We start from the raw sequence: 16,476 nt of genomic DNA, 5'->3' as shown, positions 1-16,476 counted from the left end.
CTGCGTCACGCGAGCCGCGGAGTTTAGCACAGGGTGTGCGGGAGCTTGTGAAGGGGCGCACGAGCAGCCCCCCTGGGCCGGGTGGATACTCGATGCCATGAGCACCACGGAGCGTCCCAGGATCCTCGTAGTAGGCGGTGGGTACGTAGGCCTGTACGCAGCTCGGCGCATCCTCAAGAAGATGCGCTACGGCGAGGCGACCGTCACGGTCGTCGACCCCCGGTCGTACATGACCTACCAGCCCTTCCTCCCCGAAGCCGCCGCCGGCAGCATCTCCCCTCGGCATGTCGTCGTCCCGCTGCGACGCGTGCTGCCGAAGGCGGAGGTCCTCACCGGCCGGGTCACCACCATCGACCAGGACCGCAAGGTCGCCACGATCGCCCCCCTCGTGGGCGAGGCGTACGAGCTGCCCTTCGACTACCTGGTCATCGCGATGGGCGCGGTCTCCCGCACCTTCCCGATCCCCGGCCTGGCCGAGCAGGGCATCGGCATGAAGGGCATCGAGGAGTCCATCGGCCTGCGCAACCACGTCCTGGAGCAGCTCGACAAGGCCGACTCCACGACCGACGAGGAGATCCGCCGCCGGGCGCTCACCTTCGTCTTCATCGGCGGTGGCTTCGCGGGCGCGGAGACCATCGGCGAGGTCGAGGACATGGCTCGGGACGCGGCCAAGTACTACAAGAACGTCTCCCGCGAGGACATGCGGTTCGTCCTCGTCGACGCCGCCGACAAGATCCTCCCCGAGGTCGGCCCCAAGCTCGGCCAGTACGGCAAGGAGCACCTGGAGAGCCGCGGCGTGGAGATCTACCTCTCCACCTCCATGGACTCCTGCGTCGACGGCCACGTCGTGCTGAAGAACGGGCTCGAGGTCGACTCCAACACGATCGTCTGGACCGCCGGCGTCAAGCCGAACCCGGCCCTCGCCCGCTTCGGTCTGCCCCTCGGCCCGCGCGGCCACGTCGACTGCGAGCCCACGCTCCAGGTCAAGGGCACCGACTACATCTGGGCCGCCGGCGACAACGCCCAGGTCCCGGACCTCGTCGGCCGCAAGGCCGGCAACGAGAACGCCTGGTGCCCGCCGAACGCCCAGCACGCCCTGCGTCAGGCCCGTGCCCTCGGCGACAACGTGATCTCCGGTATGCGCGGCTTCCCGCAGAAGGAGTACGAGCACGCCAACAAGGGTGCGGTGGCCGGTCTCGGCCTGCACAAGGGCGTGGCGATGATCGTCATGGGCAAGATGAAGATCAAGCTCAAGGGCCGCCTCGCCTGGTACATGCACCGTGGCTACCACGGCATGGCGATGCCGACCTGGAACCGCAAGATCCGCGTCTTCGCCGACTGGACCCTCGGCATGTTCCTCAAGCGCGAGGTCGTCTCCCTGGGCGCCATGGAGAACCCGCGCGAGGAGTTCTACGAGGCCGCCAAGCCGGCCCCGGTCGCCGCCGCGAGCAAGAGCGGCGAGAAGGCCAAGGCCTCCTGACCCACGGTCCCGCCACCGGTCCCCGCACCGGTGCCGTGACCACCCGGAAGACCTCCCGCCATCCGTGGTGCGGGAGGTCTTCCGGCGTTCCGGGGGCCGGTGGCAGGAGGAGTTCACGCCCCTGTAACTCCTTTGCGGGACTGCGCCGGGGGCCTCGCGGTGTTTACGTGGTGTCGGACATCCGGGATCGTCGTCTTGGAGGTGTGCGCCATGGCCGACGCCGCGTCGCGGCTGAGGAAGCTTGCCGAGCAGTTGCTGGGAGCACCGCTACGGGTGCGGATCCGCGCCTGGGACGGTTCGCAGGACGGCCCGCCGGGCGCCCCGGCCCTCGTCGTCCGCAACCGCCGGGCCCTGCGCCGACTGCTGTTCAAGCCCGGAGAGTTGGGCCTGGCCCGGGCCTGGGTCTCCGGGGACCTCGACATCGAGGGCGACCTCTACGCGGTCCTCGAGGTCATGGCGGGGCCGGTGTGGGAACGCGGCGAGGACGCCCGCGGCCTCGCCGAGGCGCTGCGCGACCCCGAGGTGCGGGCCGCCGTGCGCGAACTGCTCAGACTCGCCGGGCCGCCGATCCCGCCCGCCCCGCCCCGCGAGGAGGTCCGCAGACGCCGTCACCTGCACACACGGCACAGCGACCGGCGGGCCATCAGCCACCACTACGACGTCGGCAACGACTTCTACGAACTCGTCCTCGGCCCGTCGATGGTCTACTCGTGCGCCTACTGGCAGGACGGCGGCACACTGGAGTCGGCCCAGCGGGACAAGCTCGAACTCGTCTGCGCCAAGCTCGGCCTGACCGAGGGGCAGCGGCTGCTGGACGTCGGCTGCGGCTGGGGCTCGATGGCCATCCACGCGGCCCGTGAGCACGGCGTGCGCGTCGTCGGCGTCACCCTCTCCCAGGAGCAGGCGGCGTACGCCCGCAAGCGCGTCGCGGACGAGGGGCTGACCGACCGCGTGGAGATCCGCGTCCAGGACTACCGGGACGTCACCGACGGCCCCTACGACGCGATCTCCTCCATCGGCATGGCCGAACACGTCGGAGCCGAGGGCTACCTGGACTACGCGCGCGACCTGTACGCCCTGCTCAAGCCCGGCGGGCGGCTGCTCAACCACCAGATCGCCCGCCGCCCGCAGCGCGACGAGTCCTCCTACGAGGTGGACCCGTTCATCGACGCCTACGTCTTCCCCGACGGGGAGCTCGCGCCGATCGGCACCACCGTCACCCAGCTCGAGCGGGCCGGTTTCGAGGTCCGCGACGTGGAGTCGATCCGCGAGCACTACGCCCGCACCCTGCGCCAGTGGGTCATCCGGCTGGAGGCGGGCCGGGACCGCGCGATGCGCCTCACCAGCCCCGGCCGGACCCGCGTCTGGCTGCTGTACATGGCCGCCTCCGCGCTCGCCTTCGAACGCAACCGCATCGGCGTCAACCAGGTCCTGGCCGTACGCACCCCCGGCTCGGGCGCCTGCGGGCTCCCCCTGCGCACCCGCACCTGGAACACCTGACACGCCGGGACACGACGAGGGCCCCGTTCCGGCGCGCGGAACGGGGCCCCGGTCGTCCGTGCGGCTACTCGGCCTTGATCGCCGCCAGCATGTTCAGCCGCGCCGCGCGTCGGGCCGGCCACAGGGCGGCCAGTACGCCGACCACGCCCGCCAGCAGCAGGAAGAGCGCCATCCGGCCCCAGGGCAGGACCAGTTCGTACGTCGGCATCTTGGTGCCCAGCAGTTCGCCGGCCGCCCATCCGAAGAACACTCCGAGGCCGATGCCGAGCACGCCGCCGAACAGGGAGATCACCAGCGACTCCAGGCGGACCATCCGCTTGACCGACCGGCGGTCCAGACCGATCGCGCGCAGCATGCCGATCTCCTGGGAGCGCTCGAAGACCGACATGGCCAGGGTGTTGATGACGCCGAGGACCGCGACGATCACCGCCATGCCGAGCAGGCCGTAGACCATGTTCAGCATCAGCGTGAACATCCTGGCGATGTCGTGGGAGATGTCCTTCTTGTCCTGAACCAGGATCGCCGGGTTGGAGCCGAGGGCCTTCTCCAGCCGGTCCTTCGCGCCGTCGGACGCGCCGCCCCGGGTCCTGACCATCACCCGCATGTCGGCCGGGTCGGCCAGGTGCGGGGTGAGGACCTCGTTGTCGAGCATGATCCCGTTGAACATGTCGTTGCCCTCGTAGATCCCGGCGACCGTGAGGCCGCGCGCCGCGCCGTCCTCGAAGTGCGCGGTGATCCGGGAGCCGACCCGCCAGCCGTGCTCCCGGGCCCGGTCCTTGTCCACCACGATCCGTGAGCCGCCGACGGTGAAGGAGCCGTCGTCCACCTTCAGGTCCGTCAGCCTGCCGATCGCCGAGCCGTCGACGCCGGTCAGGTACTCCGTCTCGCCGCCGATCCGGGACGCGCCGTTGCGCAGCGGACTGCTGGCGGTGACCCCGTCGACGCCCGCGAGCCGGCGCGCCACGTCCGGGGACAGCGGGCCCCGGTTGGCCATCGAGACGACGTAGTCCGCGCGGATCGCCGAACTGGCCATCCGGTCGATCGACGTCTGCAGGCTGCCCGCCATCACCGTCATGCCGGTGATCAGCGTCAGGCCGATCATCAGCGCGGACGCCGTGGCCGCCGTACGGCGCGGGTTGCGCACCGAGTTCTGGCGCGCCAGCCTGCCCGCGACGCCGAACACGCGCAGCACGGGCGCGGCGGCCGCGATCAGCGGGCGGGACAGCAGCGGGGTCAGGATGAACACGCCGATGACGAGCAGCACCGCGCCGACTCCCATCGGGCCCTGGGCGGAGTCGGTGTCCATCGTCGTGGCCGCGAGGACCACGGCGACGCCGGCCGCCGAGAAGAGCGCGCCGAGCGTGTTGCGCAGCACCAGCGACTTGGTGGTCGCCTTGGCGTGCACGCTGCTCATCGCCGCCACCGGCGGGATCTTCGCCGCGCGGCGGCCCGGCAGCCAGGCGGCCAGCACGGTGATGACGATGCCGACGGCGAGCGCGGTCAGCACGGTGCCCGGCGTGACGACCAGCGGCCCGTCGGGCACGCTCGCGCCGAACGCGCCCAGCAGCGAGCGCAGTCCGGCGCCGATGCCGACGCCCGCGGCCAGACCCGTCACCCCGGCTACCGTGCCGACCACCAGCGCCTCGATCAGCACCGAGCGGGTGACCTGGCGGCGGGAGGCGCCGACCGCCCGCAGCAGGGCCAGTTCCCTGGTGCGCTGGGCGACCAGCATGGTGAAGGTGTTGGCGATGATGAACGTGCCGACGAACAGGGCGATGCCGGCGAACACCAGCAGGCTCCGCTTCAGGCCGCTCATCGAGGTGGAGATCATCTCGGCCTGGTCGTCGGCGAGCCGCTTGCCGGTGGTGGTCTCCACGAGCTGTGCCGGAAGTGCCTCGTCCAGCGCGGTCTTGAGCGCGCGCTGGCTGGTTCCCGCCGTCGCCTTCACGTCGATCTCGTCGTACGTGCCCTTCTTGCCGAACAGGGCCTGAGCGGTGGGTGTGTCGAACAGGGCAAGGCTGCCGCCGGCGGCCACGTTGCCGTCGTCGGTGCGGAAGACGCCGCTGATGCGCGGGGTGAGCACGGGGCCGTCCACGGAGAGCCGGACGGTGTCGCCGACCTGGTAGCCGGCCCGCTCGGCGGTCCTGGCGTCGATGAGCACCTCGCCCCGGCCGCTGGGCGCGTGCCCGGCGACCAGCGGGTAGCGGGCGTCCTCGGTGCCCCAGTAGTTGCCTCCCGCGGACTGCCAGCCGTCGCCGAGCAGCTTGCCGTCCTTGCCGGCGATCGCGGTGAAGCCGGTGACGACACCGGTCGCGGAGGCGGCGCCGGGTGCGGCGGCGGCCCGGTCGAGCAGGGCCCGGGTCAGCTCGGGGGTCCTGCCGACCCGGTCCCCGCGGGAGTCCTGGTACTCGGGCCGTACGGCGACGTCGACCTGGTCGAAGCCCTTGGCGGAGCTCTTCTGGTAGGCGTCGGAGATGGTGTTGGTGAAGACGAGGGTCCCGGACACGAAGGCCACGCCCAGCATGACGGCCAGTACGGTCATCAGGAGCCGGGCCTTGTGCGCGGAGACGTTGCGCAGAGCGGTGCGGAACATCAGCGGGCACGGCCCTTCGCGTCGAGTTCGCAGTTCAGGGGCCCGGTGGCCGTGCCGCCGGCGCCGCCGGGAAGGCCGCGCATGAGGTCGAGGACGGAGCCGGCGGTGGGGCCGTGGATCTCGTCGACGATCCGGCCGTCGACGAGGAAGACCACCCGGTCCGCGTACGCCGCCGCCACCGGGTCGTGGGTCACCATGACCACCGTCTGGCCCAGCTCGCGCACGGAGTTGCGCAGGAAGCCCAGCACCTCGGCGCCGGAGCGCGAGTCCAGGTTCCCGGTCGGCTCGTCCCCGAAGATGATCTCCGGCTTGGAGGCGAGCGCGCGGGCGACGGCCACGCGCTGCTGCTGACCGCCGGAGAGCTGCGAGGGCCGGTGCCCGAGCCGTTCGGACAGCCCGACCATCTGGATGACCTGGTCGAGCCACGCCTTGTCGGCCTTCCGGCCCGCGATGTCCATCGGCAGGGTGATGTTCTCCAGCGCGGTCAGCGTCGGCAGCAGGTTGAAGGCCTGGAAGATGAAGCCGATCTTGTCCCGGCGGAGCCTGGTGAGCCGCTTGTCCTTCAGGGAGCCCAGCTCGGTCTCGCCGATGCGCACGGACCCCGAGGAGAAGGTGTCCAGACCCGCCACGCAGTGCATCAGCGTGGACTTGCCGGAACCGGACGGTCCCATGATCGCGGTGAACTCCGCCCGCCGGAAGTCGACCGAGACCCGGTCCAGGGCGACCACCCGGGTCTCGCCCTGCCCGTAGATCTTCGACAGCTCGGTGGCGCGTGCGGCCACGGCCGTGGCCCGGTCGGCGGTGGTTGTGGTGGTCACGGGAGGGTGCTCCTGTCGGGACGGCGTCGTGCTCGGGACTCGATTCATCGTCCCGGCCGCCGGCGGGCGTGTAGTCAGCCGCTGTTCCGGTTCCGGGGGGCGACTCCGGTCGGACGGGGCGGGCCCGTGTCATACCTGGGGAGGACGGGAGGCCCTGACACGCGCGGTGGCCAGAACAGGACGAGCGCCCTCGTTCGGTAGGTGAAATTCCGTCATTCCGCGTACGTGTGCACCCACGCCCCGTCACGCTGGTGGCAAGTGCGGATGGCGAGTTCCGAGTGCTGATGCACCCTCAGACATCAATAAAATAAGACAACATCGGTCCATCGCCCCGTCTGTTCGGGGGATGTGCCCCGATAGGCTCGGAGCCTCGCAGCGGTGCCCATGGCCTGCCCGGATGGTGGAATGCAGACACGGCGAGCTTAAACCTCGCTGCCCCTTCGCGGGCGTGCCGGTTCAAGTCCGGCTCCGGGCACCACCCTCTCCTTTTCCGGCCCGCTTCCCGGCCCCCCGGCGCGCCGCCCCTGGCCGTTGACAGCGGCATGTGCGCGGCCGGTCCGGCGCGACCGCCGCGGCCGGGACCGGCCCGGCCGGTGCCCGAGTGGGGCTTCCGGCCGGAGTGAGCGGTCCCACAGGGGGAATCAGGGGTTCGGGTGGCGTGTTGGGTGACAGCGCGGGGGAAAGATCCCCCTCAAGTAGTACGGCCGCCCTTTTGCCAATCCATTACTCTTGGGCCAAGGCCGCGCACGGTGGCCATGGAGGAGTGAAATGAGGAGCAGTAACCCGGTCTTCTCGCGACGGGGGTTCAGCCGCGACAACGGCTACGCCGGCTTCAACACCGCAGCGCAGGCCGGGTACGCGCAGGGCAACCCGTACGCGCAGAACCCCTACGCCCAGCAGGTCCAGCAGGGCGCGCCGCCCCAGGCCCCGGCCGCCACCGACCGGATGACGATGGACGACGTCGTCATGCGCTCGGCCTTCACGCTCGGCACGGTCGCCGTCGGCGCCGCCCTCGCCTGGGTCCTCCTGCCGGTCTCCACGACCAGCTACGGCCTGGCCTTCGGCGCCGCCATCGTCGCGATGGTCCTGGCGCTGGTGCAGAGCTTCAAGCGCACGCCGTCGCCCGCGCTGATCCTCGGCTACGCCGCCTTCGAGGGTGTCTTCCTGGGCGTCATCAGCGAGATGTTCAACAGCCGCTGGAGCGGTGCGCCCTTCCAGGCGGTGCTCGGCACCATGGCCGTCTCGGCCGCGACCCTGCTCGTCTACAAGGCCGGCTGGGTCCGCGTCACGGCCCGCTACGCCCGCATCGGCATGGCCATCGCCATGGCCTTCATCCTGGTGATGGCGGTCAACCTGCTGCTGGTCGCGTTCGGTGTCGCCGAGGACGGCGGCCTGCGCAGCTTCGGCCCGCTCGGCGCGATCGTCGGCATCATCGCCATCGTGCTCGGCGCCTTCTTCCTCACCCTCGACTTCAAGCAGATCGAGGACGGCATCGCCTACGGCGCCCCGCGCAGCGAGTCCTGGCTCGCCGCGTTCGGCCTCACCCTCACCCTGGTGTGGATCTACGTGGAGATGCTGCGGCTGGTGGCGATCTTCAGCAGCAACGACTAGCGCCGCCCGCGAGAGGTCGTGGGAAAGGGCCCCGGATCCGTCGAAGGCGGATCGCAGGGGCCCTTCGCCATGGCCGGGGCGCCGCGCTCGCCAGGGCCTCCGGTCCGGATCGTGCCGGGCTCGCGGGCCGATCCGGACGAGGGACCCGGTGCCTCGCCGGCCAGGGCCTGCCCGGCGACGGGGCGGACCCTGGCCGCCGCGGCACTAGAGCAGCTTGCGGGCCGCCCTCCTCAGGTCGTACTCGTGGACGATCGCCTTCGCGTGACCGTAGGCGAGGTCGTGCTCGTGCCGGAGCCAGCTGACCTTCTCCTCGAAGCGGAACAGGGCGGGGCCTTCTTCGACGGTGCGCAACCAGTCGGAGACTTCACGGCCGGTGCAATGGGGGATGCGGGCGAGCAGGTTGCGGTGGGTCTCCTCGGAGAAGAGTCGGGACATCGGCGCCTCCGGATGCAAAGGGGATGTAAGCCGGTCCTTCACGTCACCGTGCCTGAGCGTTCGCGTATTGGCAACAGTGCGGCGCGTTACGCTCAGCCCGTGGTTGACACGACACCCTTGACCCGAGCAGTGGATCACTTCGCCGACCGGCTGCGGGCGGCTCCGCAGAGTCGGCTCCAGCGGGGAGCCGCGGCGGAGGCGCTGGCCCTGGCCAACGAGTTGGCCCGGTGGGCGCAGCGCGTGGAGGAGCCGGCCGCCGAGCCCCGGGAGATGCCGGACGCCGGAATGTTCGCCGCGGCGGACCAAATCCTGGTGGCCGCGCACGACTTGTCGCTGGTGCTGCGCACCGACGACGAGGTCGGCGAGGCGGTCGGGCTGGTGGAGGAGGCGCGGAAGCGGGCCGGCGTCTGAGCCGCCGCCACGGCCTCCGCCGCCGTCACAGGGACGCGATGACCCGGTCCGCCAGGATGTAGACCATGTCGCCGCCACCGCACGCGAACGTCAGCGTGTAGGCGCCGGAGATGCCCGAGCCGCCGAGCAGGTACGGCGTGTCGCCCTCCCGCACGGCCGCGGCCAGCCGGTCCGCCGTCTCCCGGTGGCCGGGAGTCATGCACAGGGTGGTGCCGTCGGCGAAGACGTACACGTCCAGGGTGCCCAGGGGGCCGGGCCGGACGTCGGACAGCTCCACCCGGTCGGCGGCGAGCTGCTCCAGGGTGGTCACCGTGCGCTCGTGGTCGTTCACCGCCGCCGACTGCACCGGCACGAAGTCCGGGTGCGAGGGGTGGCGGCGGCGGGCCGCGGCCAGTTCGGGGGACTCGCCCCCGGCGACCTCGTCGGTGTCCGCGGCCGGCTCGGCGACCGGCTCCAGCGAGTCCAGGCCCGCGAAGTCGGCCTGCCGGGGCAGGAACAGGTCGTTCTCGGTGAGGTTCAGCAGGGACGGCGCGTCGGAGGCGTCACGGGCCTCCTGCGCGGCCCAGAACGCGCGGGCCTCGGCCAGTTCCCGCTCCCGCTCCTCGGCGAGCGCCTCGGCCACGGCCGCGCGTATCTCCTCCGCGTCGGCGGTGCGGGCCGCGGGCAGCGGCGCACGCCTGGCGGAGGCCTGGTTCTCGGCGAGCTGCTCCTGCAGCCGCGTGAGCTGGCGGCGCAGCTTCAGCACGGTCCGCAGGACCGCGACGCCCACGGCGCCCGTGGCGGCCGTGGTGAGCAGCAGGGCGAAGGGCATGGCGCTCACTGACGTACTCCCAGGTTCAAAGTCGACCCCCGACTTCCTACATCAGCTTGAAGGGCGGACTAACCCGCTGTCAGTGCGTAACGTCACGAAACGGACAGGGCATCGGTGGCGCGGACTCCTGACTCGCTGCTCTGACCTGCACGGACACCCTCGCGAGGGACATAGGTCACATCCTGAGGGAGATTGGATCACAAAACGGCCCAGAACCCGGGGCTTTCCCGGGTTCTGGGTCACTGCCTGACGTAGGGTGCCGCGCCCGCTACCGAGGGTGCGTCAGCTCAGGCGCTCGATGACCATCGCCATGCCCTGGCCGCCGCCCACGCACATCGTCTCCAGGCCGAACTGCTTGTCGTGGAACTGGAGCGAGTTGATCAGCGTGCCCGTGATGCGCGCGCCGGTCATGCCGAAGGGGTGGCCGACGGCGATCGCGCCGCCGTTGACGTTCACCTTGTCCAGGTCGATGCCGAGGTCGCGGTAGGAGGGGATCACCTGGGCGGCGAAGGCCTCGTTGATCTCGACCAGGTCGATGTCGCCGGCGCCCAGACCCGCGCGGCGCAGGGCCTGCCGGGAGGCCTCGACCGGGCCGAGGCCCATGATCTCCGGGGAGAGGCCGGAGACGCCGGTGGAGACGATCCGGGCGAGCGGGGTGAGGCCGAGCTCGCGGGCCTTGGTGTCGGACATGATGACGACCGCTGCGGCGCCGTCGTTGAGCGGGCAGCAGTTGCCGGCCGTGACGAGCCCGTCCGGACGGAAGACCGGCTTGAGGCCCTGCACGCCCTCCAGCGTGACCCCGGCGCGCGGGCCGTCGTCCTTGGCGACGACCGTGCCGTCCGGCAGGGTCACCGGGGTGATCTCGCGCTCCCAGAACCCGTTCTTGAGGGCCTCCTCGGCCAGGTTCTGCGAGCGGACGCCGAACTCGTCCATGTCCTGGCGGGTCACGCCCTTCCAGCGGGCGAGGTTCTCCGCGGTCTGGCCCATCGCGATGTAGGCGTCCGGGACCAGGCCGTCCTCGCGCGGGTCGTGCCAGGTGGTGCCCTCCTGTGCGGCCACGGCGGCGGTACGGGCCTCGGCCTCGGCGAAGAGCGGGTTGTGCGTGTCCGGAAGGCTGTCCGAGTTGCCCTTGGTGAAGCGGGACACCATCTCGACGCCGGCCGAGATGAAGACGTCGCCCTCGCCGGCCTTGATGGCGTGCAGGGCCATGCGGCTGGTCTGCAGCGACGAGGAGCAGTAGCGGGTGACCGTGCAGCCCGGCAGGTGGTCCATGCCCATCTGCACGGCCACGATGCGGCCGAGGTTGTTGCCCTGCTCGCCGCCCGGCAGACCGCAGCCGAGCATCAGGTCGTCGATGTCCCTGGGGTCGAGCTCGGGAACCTTGGCCAGCGCCGCCTGGATGATCGTGGCGGTCAGGTCGTCCGGGCGCAGGTCCTTGAGGGAGCCCTTGAAGGCGCGGCCGATGGGGGAGCGGGCGGTCGAGACGATGACGGCTTCGGGCATCACGGCTCCAGAGGACGGAGTTGGGCAGGGCCGGTTGGGAAGTTACCCGGCCGTATGGTTCAGGTCACCCGTGTCGCGGTGTGACACTGACCGCAATTTACTAAGCGCTTGCTTGGGTCCCAGGGGTTTCGCGTGACCACCCGCCCCACGGTGCTCACACCGCGGGCCGGGCCGGTTCGGGCTCGCTCACCCGGCGCCGGCGGCGGCGCTTGAGGAGGGCCCAGGGGCCGCGGGGGCCCGTGGGCATGGCCGCCGTGACCTCGGTGCCCGCCTCGGAGGCGGCCTCCGCCGCCGCCCTGGCCACCGGCAGGAAGCCCTCGCGCCGGGACGCGTCCGGCCGTTCCTCCTCGGCCGGCCACAGGCCGAGAGCCGCGCAGACCGTGGGCAGGACCGCCATCGCCGCCGTCGCGTAGCCCTCCGCCGACGGGTGGTAGTTGTCGGGACCGAACAGCTCCCGGGGATTCGCCTCGAACTCCGGGCCCAGCAGGTCGCCCAGCGACACCGTCCGCCCGCCCTGCTCCACCGCCCCGATCGTCTGCGCCGCCGCCAGTTGCCGTGAGGTCCGGCGGGCCAGCCAGCGCAGCGGCTGCTGCACCGGCTCGATGGTGCCGAGGTCGGGGCAGGTGCCGACGACCACCTCCGCACCCGCCGTCCGCAGCCGGCGCACCGCCGCCGACAGGTGCCGTACCGAACGCGTCGGCGGCATGCGGTGGGTCACGTCGTTCGCGCCGATCATGATCACGCAGATGTCCGGCACCGGATCGGCGGCCGAGAGGATCAGCGCCACCTGCCGGTCCAGGTCGTCCGACTGGGCGCCCGGCAACGCCACGTTCCGCAGCTCCACCGGCCGTTCCGCCACCGCCGCCAGCCCCGACGCCAGCAGCGCGCCCGGCGTCTGGCCCGCCCGGTGCACGCCCTGTCCCGCGGCCGTGGAGTCGCCGAGCAGGGCCAGCCGCAGCGGCGGTTCACCGGGGATGTCGTAGGCGTGCCCGTACACCCCGTCGGCCACCGGTACCCGGCCCACGCCGCCGTTGCCCACATGGCGCCGGGCCAGTTGCATCTCCGCCAGCAGCAGGCCGACCGCGGCCGCTCCGACGAGCCCCACCCCGCCGCCGCCGTACGCCGCTCCGGCCGCGATGCGCCGGGCCACCCGTGCCCTCGACATGCTCGTCATGCGTCGCCGCCACCTCCTCGTAGCCGTACACCCACTCCTTGCCCCGTACAACCCGTGCGCCAATCTCAACGGGGAGTGAACGCCCGTCCGGGGCCGGTCCGGGGCCGTAGGCTGGCGGCACCACCAAGACAGATGTTTTTTGCAAGCAACCGGAGACAACGGTGCGATTCCACGACTCGATGATCAGCCTCGTCGGCAACACCCCGCTGCTGAGGCTCAACAACGTGACCAAGGGCATCCAGGCGACCGTCCTGGCCAAGGTGGAGTACTTCAACCCGGGCGGTTCCGTGAAGGACCGCATCGCCCTGCGGATGATCGAGGCGGCCGAGCAGAGCGGGGAGCTCAAGCCGGGCGGCACGATCGTCGAGCCGACCAGCGGCAACACGGGCGTGGGCCTGGCCATCGTGGCCCAGCAGAAGGGCTACAAGTGCATCTTCGTCTGCCCTGACAAGGTCTCCACCGACAAGATCAACGTGCTGCGGGCCTACGGTGCCGAGGTCGTGGTCTGCCCGACCGCCGTGGACCCCGAGCACCCGGACTCGTACTACAACGTCTCCGACCGCCTCGTCCGCGAGACCCCGGGTGCCTGGAAGCCGGACCAGTACTCCAACCCCAACAACCCGCTCTCGCACTATCACTCGACCGGACCCGAGCTGTGGGAGCAGACCGAGGGGAAGATCACCCACTTCGTGGCGGGCGTCGGCACCGGTGGCACGATCTCCGGCACCGGCCGCTATCTGAAGGACGCCTCCGACGGCGCGGTCAAGGTCGTCGGCGCCGACCCCGAGGGCTCGGTGTACTCGGGCGGATCCGGCCGGCCGTACCTGATCGAGGGTGTCGGCGAGGACTTCTGGCCGACCGCGTACGACCGGACCGTGGCCGACGAGATCGTGGCCGTCTCCGACAAGGACGCCTTCCAGATGACCCGCCGCCTGGCCAAGGAGGAGGGTCTGCTGGTCGGCGGCTCCTGCGGCATGGCCGTCGTCGCCGCGCTGCGCGTCGCCGAACGGCTGGGCCCGGACGACGTCGTGGTCGTGCTGCTCCCGGACAGCGGCCGCGGCTATCTCTCGAAGATCTTCAACGACGAGTGGATGGCCGACTACGGCTTCCTCGAGGACGAGGGCCCCAGCGCCCGCGTCGGCGACGTCCTGCAGGACAAGGTGGCCGGCACCATCCCGTCCCTGGTGCACATGCACCCCGAGGAGACCGTCGGCGAGGCCATCGACGTGCTGCGCGAGTACGGCGTCTCGCAGATGCCGGTCGTCAAGCCGGGCGCCGGTCACCCGGACGTGATGGCCGCGGAGGTCGTCGGCTCGGTGGTGGAACGCGAACTGCTGGACGCCCTGTTCTCCCAGCGGGCCTCGCTGGAGGACCCGCTGGAGAAGCACATGAGCGCCCCGCTGCCTCAGGTCGGCTCCGGCGAGCCGGTCGGCGACCTGATGTCGGTGCTGGGCTCCGCGGACGCCGCGATCGTCCTGGTCGAGGGCAAGCCGACCGGAGTCGTCAGCCGGCAGGACCTGCTGGCCTTCCTGGCAAAGGGCGGCGGCAAGTAGCCGAACCCGCGGTGAAGCGCCGGCAACGGCGGCGAACCGGGGGTGACTTGTACCGGCCGAGCCGTTCTGCAACTGGTACGAGGGTGTCACGTGCGCGCAGCACCCGCTTAACACGGGTCCGGCACATTGGTGGTGTCGGCAGGGCGGGAGCGGCTCCCCGCCCGGGCCGGCGCCGTGCGGCGCCACGGACATCCGGAGCGGCTCCCGGACCTTCCATGGACGCCCAAGGACGCGCAGCCCGGTCCTGACCCGGCCCGCGTCCCTCGCGGGGACCGCCGTCGTCCCGCCCCCCGGAAACGGGGGTGCGGCGGTCCCCGCGCACAACTCCTCCCCGGGCCCCGCCTCTCCCGGGAACCCGGTCCTCCCGCGGGCCTCAGCCGCCCTGGGCGGACCGCTCGCCCTCACGACGTCCGGTGACCGGCTCCGGGGTGCGGCGCACCGCCTGGGCCGCGTTCACCCCGACGATGCCGAGCCACGTGGCCACGATGCCGGTGACCCCGGCGAGGGCGCCGGAGATCGCGGACAGCGGGACGGCCAGCACCAGCGACACGACCGCGAGGCCGAACCGGTGCGCCCAGGAGTGGGTCGCCCCGGGGCGCCGGGGGCCGCGCGCGTCGGCCATCCGCTGCTCGGCCAGGTGCCGCCGTACCCGGCGGTCCACCGTGTCGTCGATCCGCTGCTCCACCTTCTCCAGGAAGGAGTCCACGAGTGCGGAGTCGTACTCCTCGCCCAGTTCCCCGCGCGCCCGTACGGTGGCGTCCAGGTCCTTCTTGAGGTCGGTGTCCCGCGGGTCCAGTGCGCTCATGCGCTTCACGGTAGGGAGTGCCGGTGCCCCGCGCACTGGGGTAAACCCCCCTCTTCGGTGCCCGGTGGGCCCGGGCCGGCCGGATCACGAGACGGGCCTTGCCCGGCTGTATAGGCTCATGCAGAGTTCTAGATGTCTGAATAGGCCATGGGTTCACATCCGGAGGGGGAGCACAGCATGAGCGTCGACCGGAGCACGGGCGTGACGGACGCCCCGGCGACCCGTCTGCAGGCGCTCTTCGAGGGGCACCGGCTCACCCCGACCCAGCGCCGTATCGCGCACAGCATGGTGCGTCGGGCCGCGGACGTCCCCTTCCTGTCGAGCGTGGAGCTGGCCGAACTCGCCGGGGTCAGCCAGCCCTCGGTGACCCGGTTCGCGGTCGCCCTCGGCTTCGACGGCTACCCCGCGCTGCGCAGGCACCTGCGCGAGGTCGTGCCCGCCGAGCCGGCCGCCGCGGGCTCGGGTCCGGGCTCGTACAACGAGTACCAGCAGGCCGTCGAGGCCGAGATCGAGAACCTGCGGCACCTCGCGGAGCTGCTCGCCGACCCCCGGCCGGTGCAGAAGGCCGGCCGGATACTGGCGGCCTCGCGTCCGCTGCCGGTGCTCGGGCTGCGCGCCGCCGCTTCCCAGGCGTACGGCTTCGCGTACTTCGCCGCCAAGGTGCACCCGGACGTCCGGCTGCTCGACGAGGGCGGCACGATGATCCAGGACCGCATCGACGCGGCCGTCCGAGCGGGGGCCACGGCCCTGCTGTGCTTCGCGCTGCCCCGGCATCCGCGCGAGGTGGTCGACACCCTCGCCTACGCCCGGGAGGCGGGGCTGACCGTCGTCACGGTGGCCGACTCCGCGTTCGCACCCGTCGCCCGCCACTCCGACCTGCTGCTGCCCGCCGCCGTCGGCACCGGGCTCGCCTTCGACACCGCGTGCGCGCCGATGCTGCTCGGGCGGGTGCTGCTGGAGGCGCTGTGCGACGACCTGCCGGACGCCCAGGCCCGGTTGGAGCAGTTCGACGCGAACGCCGCCGCCCGGGGGCTGTTCGTGGAGTGACCCGACGCGCTCTCAGACTCGTCTCACGTTCTGCCGTTAGCGTCGTGCCCGGACCCAGGGACTGGGTGGACACGCAGACGTGACACGGGAGGCTGACGTGGCGCGCGGAGGACAGGGACTGGCCCGGGTGGCCGTCGTCGTACGGGCGGGTGCCGCACCGCTGTGGTGGTCCGGGGTGGTGGCCGCCGGGATCGGGGTACTGCCGCCCGGGGTGACCGGGCGCCGGATCGGGGTGCTGGCGGGGGCCGCGCTGTACCTGGTCGCGGCGGTGGTCGTGGCGCTGGCGCGCAGGAAGCGGTACGACGCCCTCGCCCGCGGCGCCGCCCGCGCGGGCAGGTACGACGTGCTGCAGGACCGGGCGGTGACCGTGCGCAACTGGCGCCGGGGCCACCGGTGGTGGCTGCTGTCGGCGTTCGCGGTGGCGCTCGGCGCCTCGTTCGCGGTGCCCGCGGCCGGAGGCATGCTGCTGGCCGGGGCCGGCACCGGGCTCAGGCTGAAGGCCGCCTGGCTGGGGCGCCGGGAGCGGGCCGGCGAGGAACTGCTGTGGGTGCGGGTCGACTGGCTCGACCGGCGGTGCGGCGGCCCCGCGGGCAGGGCCGTCAAGGGGCTGCGCGCCACGGGCGTCGCGGCCGGTGACGCGAGCCCCGGCGGGGCCCGCCGCCGCACCGCGGCACTGGTGTGACCGCGAGCGCCCCGGGGCCCCGGGGCCTGTGGTGCGGGGACTTCCGGCCGCAC

The 16,476-nt window shown here is 72.0% G+C and carries 14 protein-coding genes and 1 tRNA gene; 8 read left to right on the top strand and 7 right to left on the bottom strand.

The window, feature by feature from the left end; translation table 11 throughout:
* Positions 1-97: 97 nt before the first annotated feature.
* The gene (locus MXD57_RS01295; RefSeq protein WP_250399364.1) at positions 98-1,480 is read left to right on the top strand and encodes an NAD(P)/FAD-dependent oxidoreductase; all 1,383 of its coding nucleotides are present in this window, start codon (positions 98-100) and stop codon (positions 1,478-1,480) included.
* Between the two features lie 210 nt (positions 1,481-1,690).
* The gene (locus MXD57_RS01290; RefSeq protein ID WP_250399363.1) at positions 1,691-2,980 is read left to right on the top strand and encodes an SAM-dependent methyltransferase; all 1,290 of its coding nucleotides are present in this window, start codon (positions 1,691-1,693) and stop codon (positions 2,978-2,980) included.
* A 64-nt stretch (positions 2,981-3,044) separates the two neighbouring features.
* Here the strand turns inward: MXD57_RS01290 and MXD57_RS01285 are convergent, their stop codons facing one another.
* Both MXD57_RS01285 and MXD57_RS01280 read right to left on the bottom strand, forming a co-directional pair.
* Positions 3,045-5,573 carry an ABC transporter permease gene (locus MXD57_RS01285; protein WP_250399362.1) on the bottom strand — a complete coding sequence of 843 codons (2,529 nt, stop codon included), beginning with the start codon at positions 5,571-5,573 and terminating at the stop codon, positions 3,045-3,047.
* Positions 5,573-6,391 carry an ABC transporter ATP-binding protein gene (locus MXD57_RS01280; protein WP_250399361.1) on the bottom strand — a complete coding sequence of 273 codons (819 nt, stop codon included), beginning with the start codon at positions 6,389-6,391 and terminating at the stop codon, positions 5,573-5,575. Before MXD57_RS01280 ends, MXD57_RS01285 begins: the two co-directional genes overlap by 1 nt.
* 391 nt (positions 6,392-6,782) lie before the next feature.
* Between MXD57_RS01280 and MXD57_RS01275 the strand changes: the two genes are divergently transcribed.
* Together MXD57_RS01275 and MXD57_RS01270 are read left to right on the top strand one after the other, a co-directional pair.
* A tRNA-Leu gene (locus MXD57_RS01275) sits at positions 6,783-6,869 on the top strand.
* A 290-nt stretch (positions 6,870-7,159) separates the two neighbouring features.
* Positions 7,160-8,002 carry a Bax inhibitor-1/YccA family protein gene (locus MXD57_RS01270; RefSeq protein WP_250399360.1) on the top strand — a complete coding sequence of 281 codons (843 nt, stop codon included), beginning with the start codon at positions 7,160-7,162 and terminating at the stop codon, positions 8,000-8,002.
* A 204-nt stretch (positions 8,003-8,206) separates the two neighbouring features.
* Here the strand turns inward: MXD57_RS01270 and MXD57_RS01265 are convergent, their stop codons facing one another.
* Positions 8,207-8,437, bottom strand: a complete 231-nt coding sequence (locus tag MXD57_RS01265; RefSeq protein WP_250399359.1) for a DUF4287 domain-containing protein — start codon at positions 8,435-8,437, stop codon at positions 8,207-8,209.
* Between the two features lie 99 nt (positions 8,438-8,536).
* On the opposite strand from MXD57_RS01265, the gene MXD57_RS01260 reads away from it, so the two are divergent.
* Positions 8,537-8,848, top strand: coding sequence for a hypothetical protein (locus tag MXD57_RS01260; protein ID WP_250399358.1), 312 nt, complete (start codon positions 8,537-8,539; stop codon positions 8,846-8,848).
* 25 nt (positions 8,849-8,873) lie between these two features.
* Here the strand turns inward: MXD57_RS01260 and MXD57_RS01255 are convergent, their stop codons facing one another.
* The 3 genes from MXD57_RS01255 to MXD57_RS01245 form a co-directional block, all read right to left on the bottom strand.
* Complete coding sequence (locus tag MXD57_RS01255) at positions 8,874-9,668, bottom strand: hypothetical protein (RefSeq protein ID WP_250399357.1); 795 nt, start codon at positions 9,666-9,668, stop codon at positions 8,874-8,876.
* A 273-nt stretch (positions 9,669-9,941) separates the two neighbouring features.
* Positions 9,942-11,162 carry an acetyl-CoA C-acetyltransferase gene (locus tag MXD57_RS01250; RefSeq protein ID WP_250399356.1) on the bottom strand — a complete coding sequence of 407 codons (1,221 nt, stop codon included), beginning with the start codon at positions 11,160-11,162 and terminating at the stop codon, positions 9,942-9,944.
* Positions 11,163-11,316: 154 nt separating this feature from the next.
* Positions 11,317-12,336, bottom strand: a complete 1,020-nt coding sequence (locus MXD57_RS01245) for an SGNH/GDSL hydrolase family protein (RefSeq protein WP_250399355.1) — start codon at positions 12,334-12,336, stop codon at positions 11,317-11,319.
* A gap of 161 nt (positions 12,337-12,497) precedes the next feature.
* Between MXD57_RS01245 and MXD57_RS01240 the strand changes: the two genes are divergently transcribed.
* Positions 12,498-13,889: a cystathionine beta-synthase gene (locus tag MXD57_RS01240; RefSeq protein WP_250399354.1), complete on the top strand. Its 1,392-nt coding sequence runs from the start codon at positions 12,498-12,500 to the stop codon at positions 13,887-13,889.
* A 373-nt stretch (positions 13,890-14,262) separates the two neighbouring features.
* Here MXD57_RS01240 and MXD57_RS01235 read toward each other — a convergent pair whose 3' ends face one another.
* A complete protein-coding gene (locus MXD57_RS01235) occupies positions 14,263-14,694 on the bottom strand; it encodes a hypothetical protein (RefSeq protein ID WP_250399353.1) in 432 nt (143 codons plus the stop codon).
* A gap of 177 nt (positions 14,695-14,871) precedes the next feature.
* Here MXD57_RS01235 and MXD57_RS01230 point away from each other — a divergent pair, with 177 nt between their 5' ends.
* Both MXD57_RS01230 and MXD57_RS01225 read left to right on the top strand, forming a co-directional pair.
* Positions 14,872-15,741: a MurR/RpiR family transcriptional regulator gene (locus MXD57_RS01230; RefSeq protein WP_250399352.1), complete on the top strand. Its 870-nt coding sequence runs from the start codon at positions 14,872-14,874 to the stop codon at positions 15,739-15,741.
* A gap of 97 nt (positions 15,742-15,838) precedes the next feature.
* Entirely contained in the window at positions 15,839-16,423 is a 585-nt protein-coding gene (locus MXD57_RS01225; RefSeq protein WP_250399351.1) for a hypothetical protein, read from the top strand.
* Positions 16,424-16,476: the final 53 nt, after the last annotated feature.

The organism is Streptomyces cellostaticus (assembly GCF_023630175.1).
Classification (GTDB): domain Bacteria; phylum Actinomycetota; class Actinomycetes; order Streptomycetales; family Streptomycetaceae; genus Streptomyces; species Streptomyces cellostaticus_A.
The sequence above is the reverse complement of the archived record's forward strand: the minus strand, read 5'-3'. Positions and strand labels throughout refer to the sequence as shown.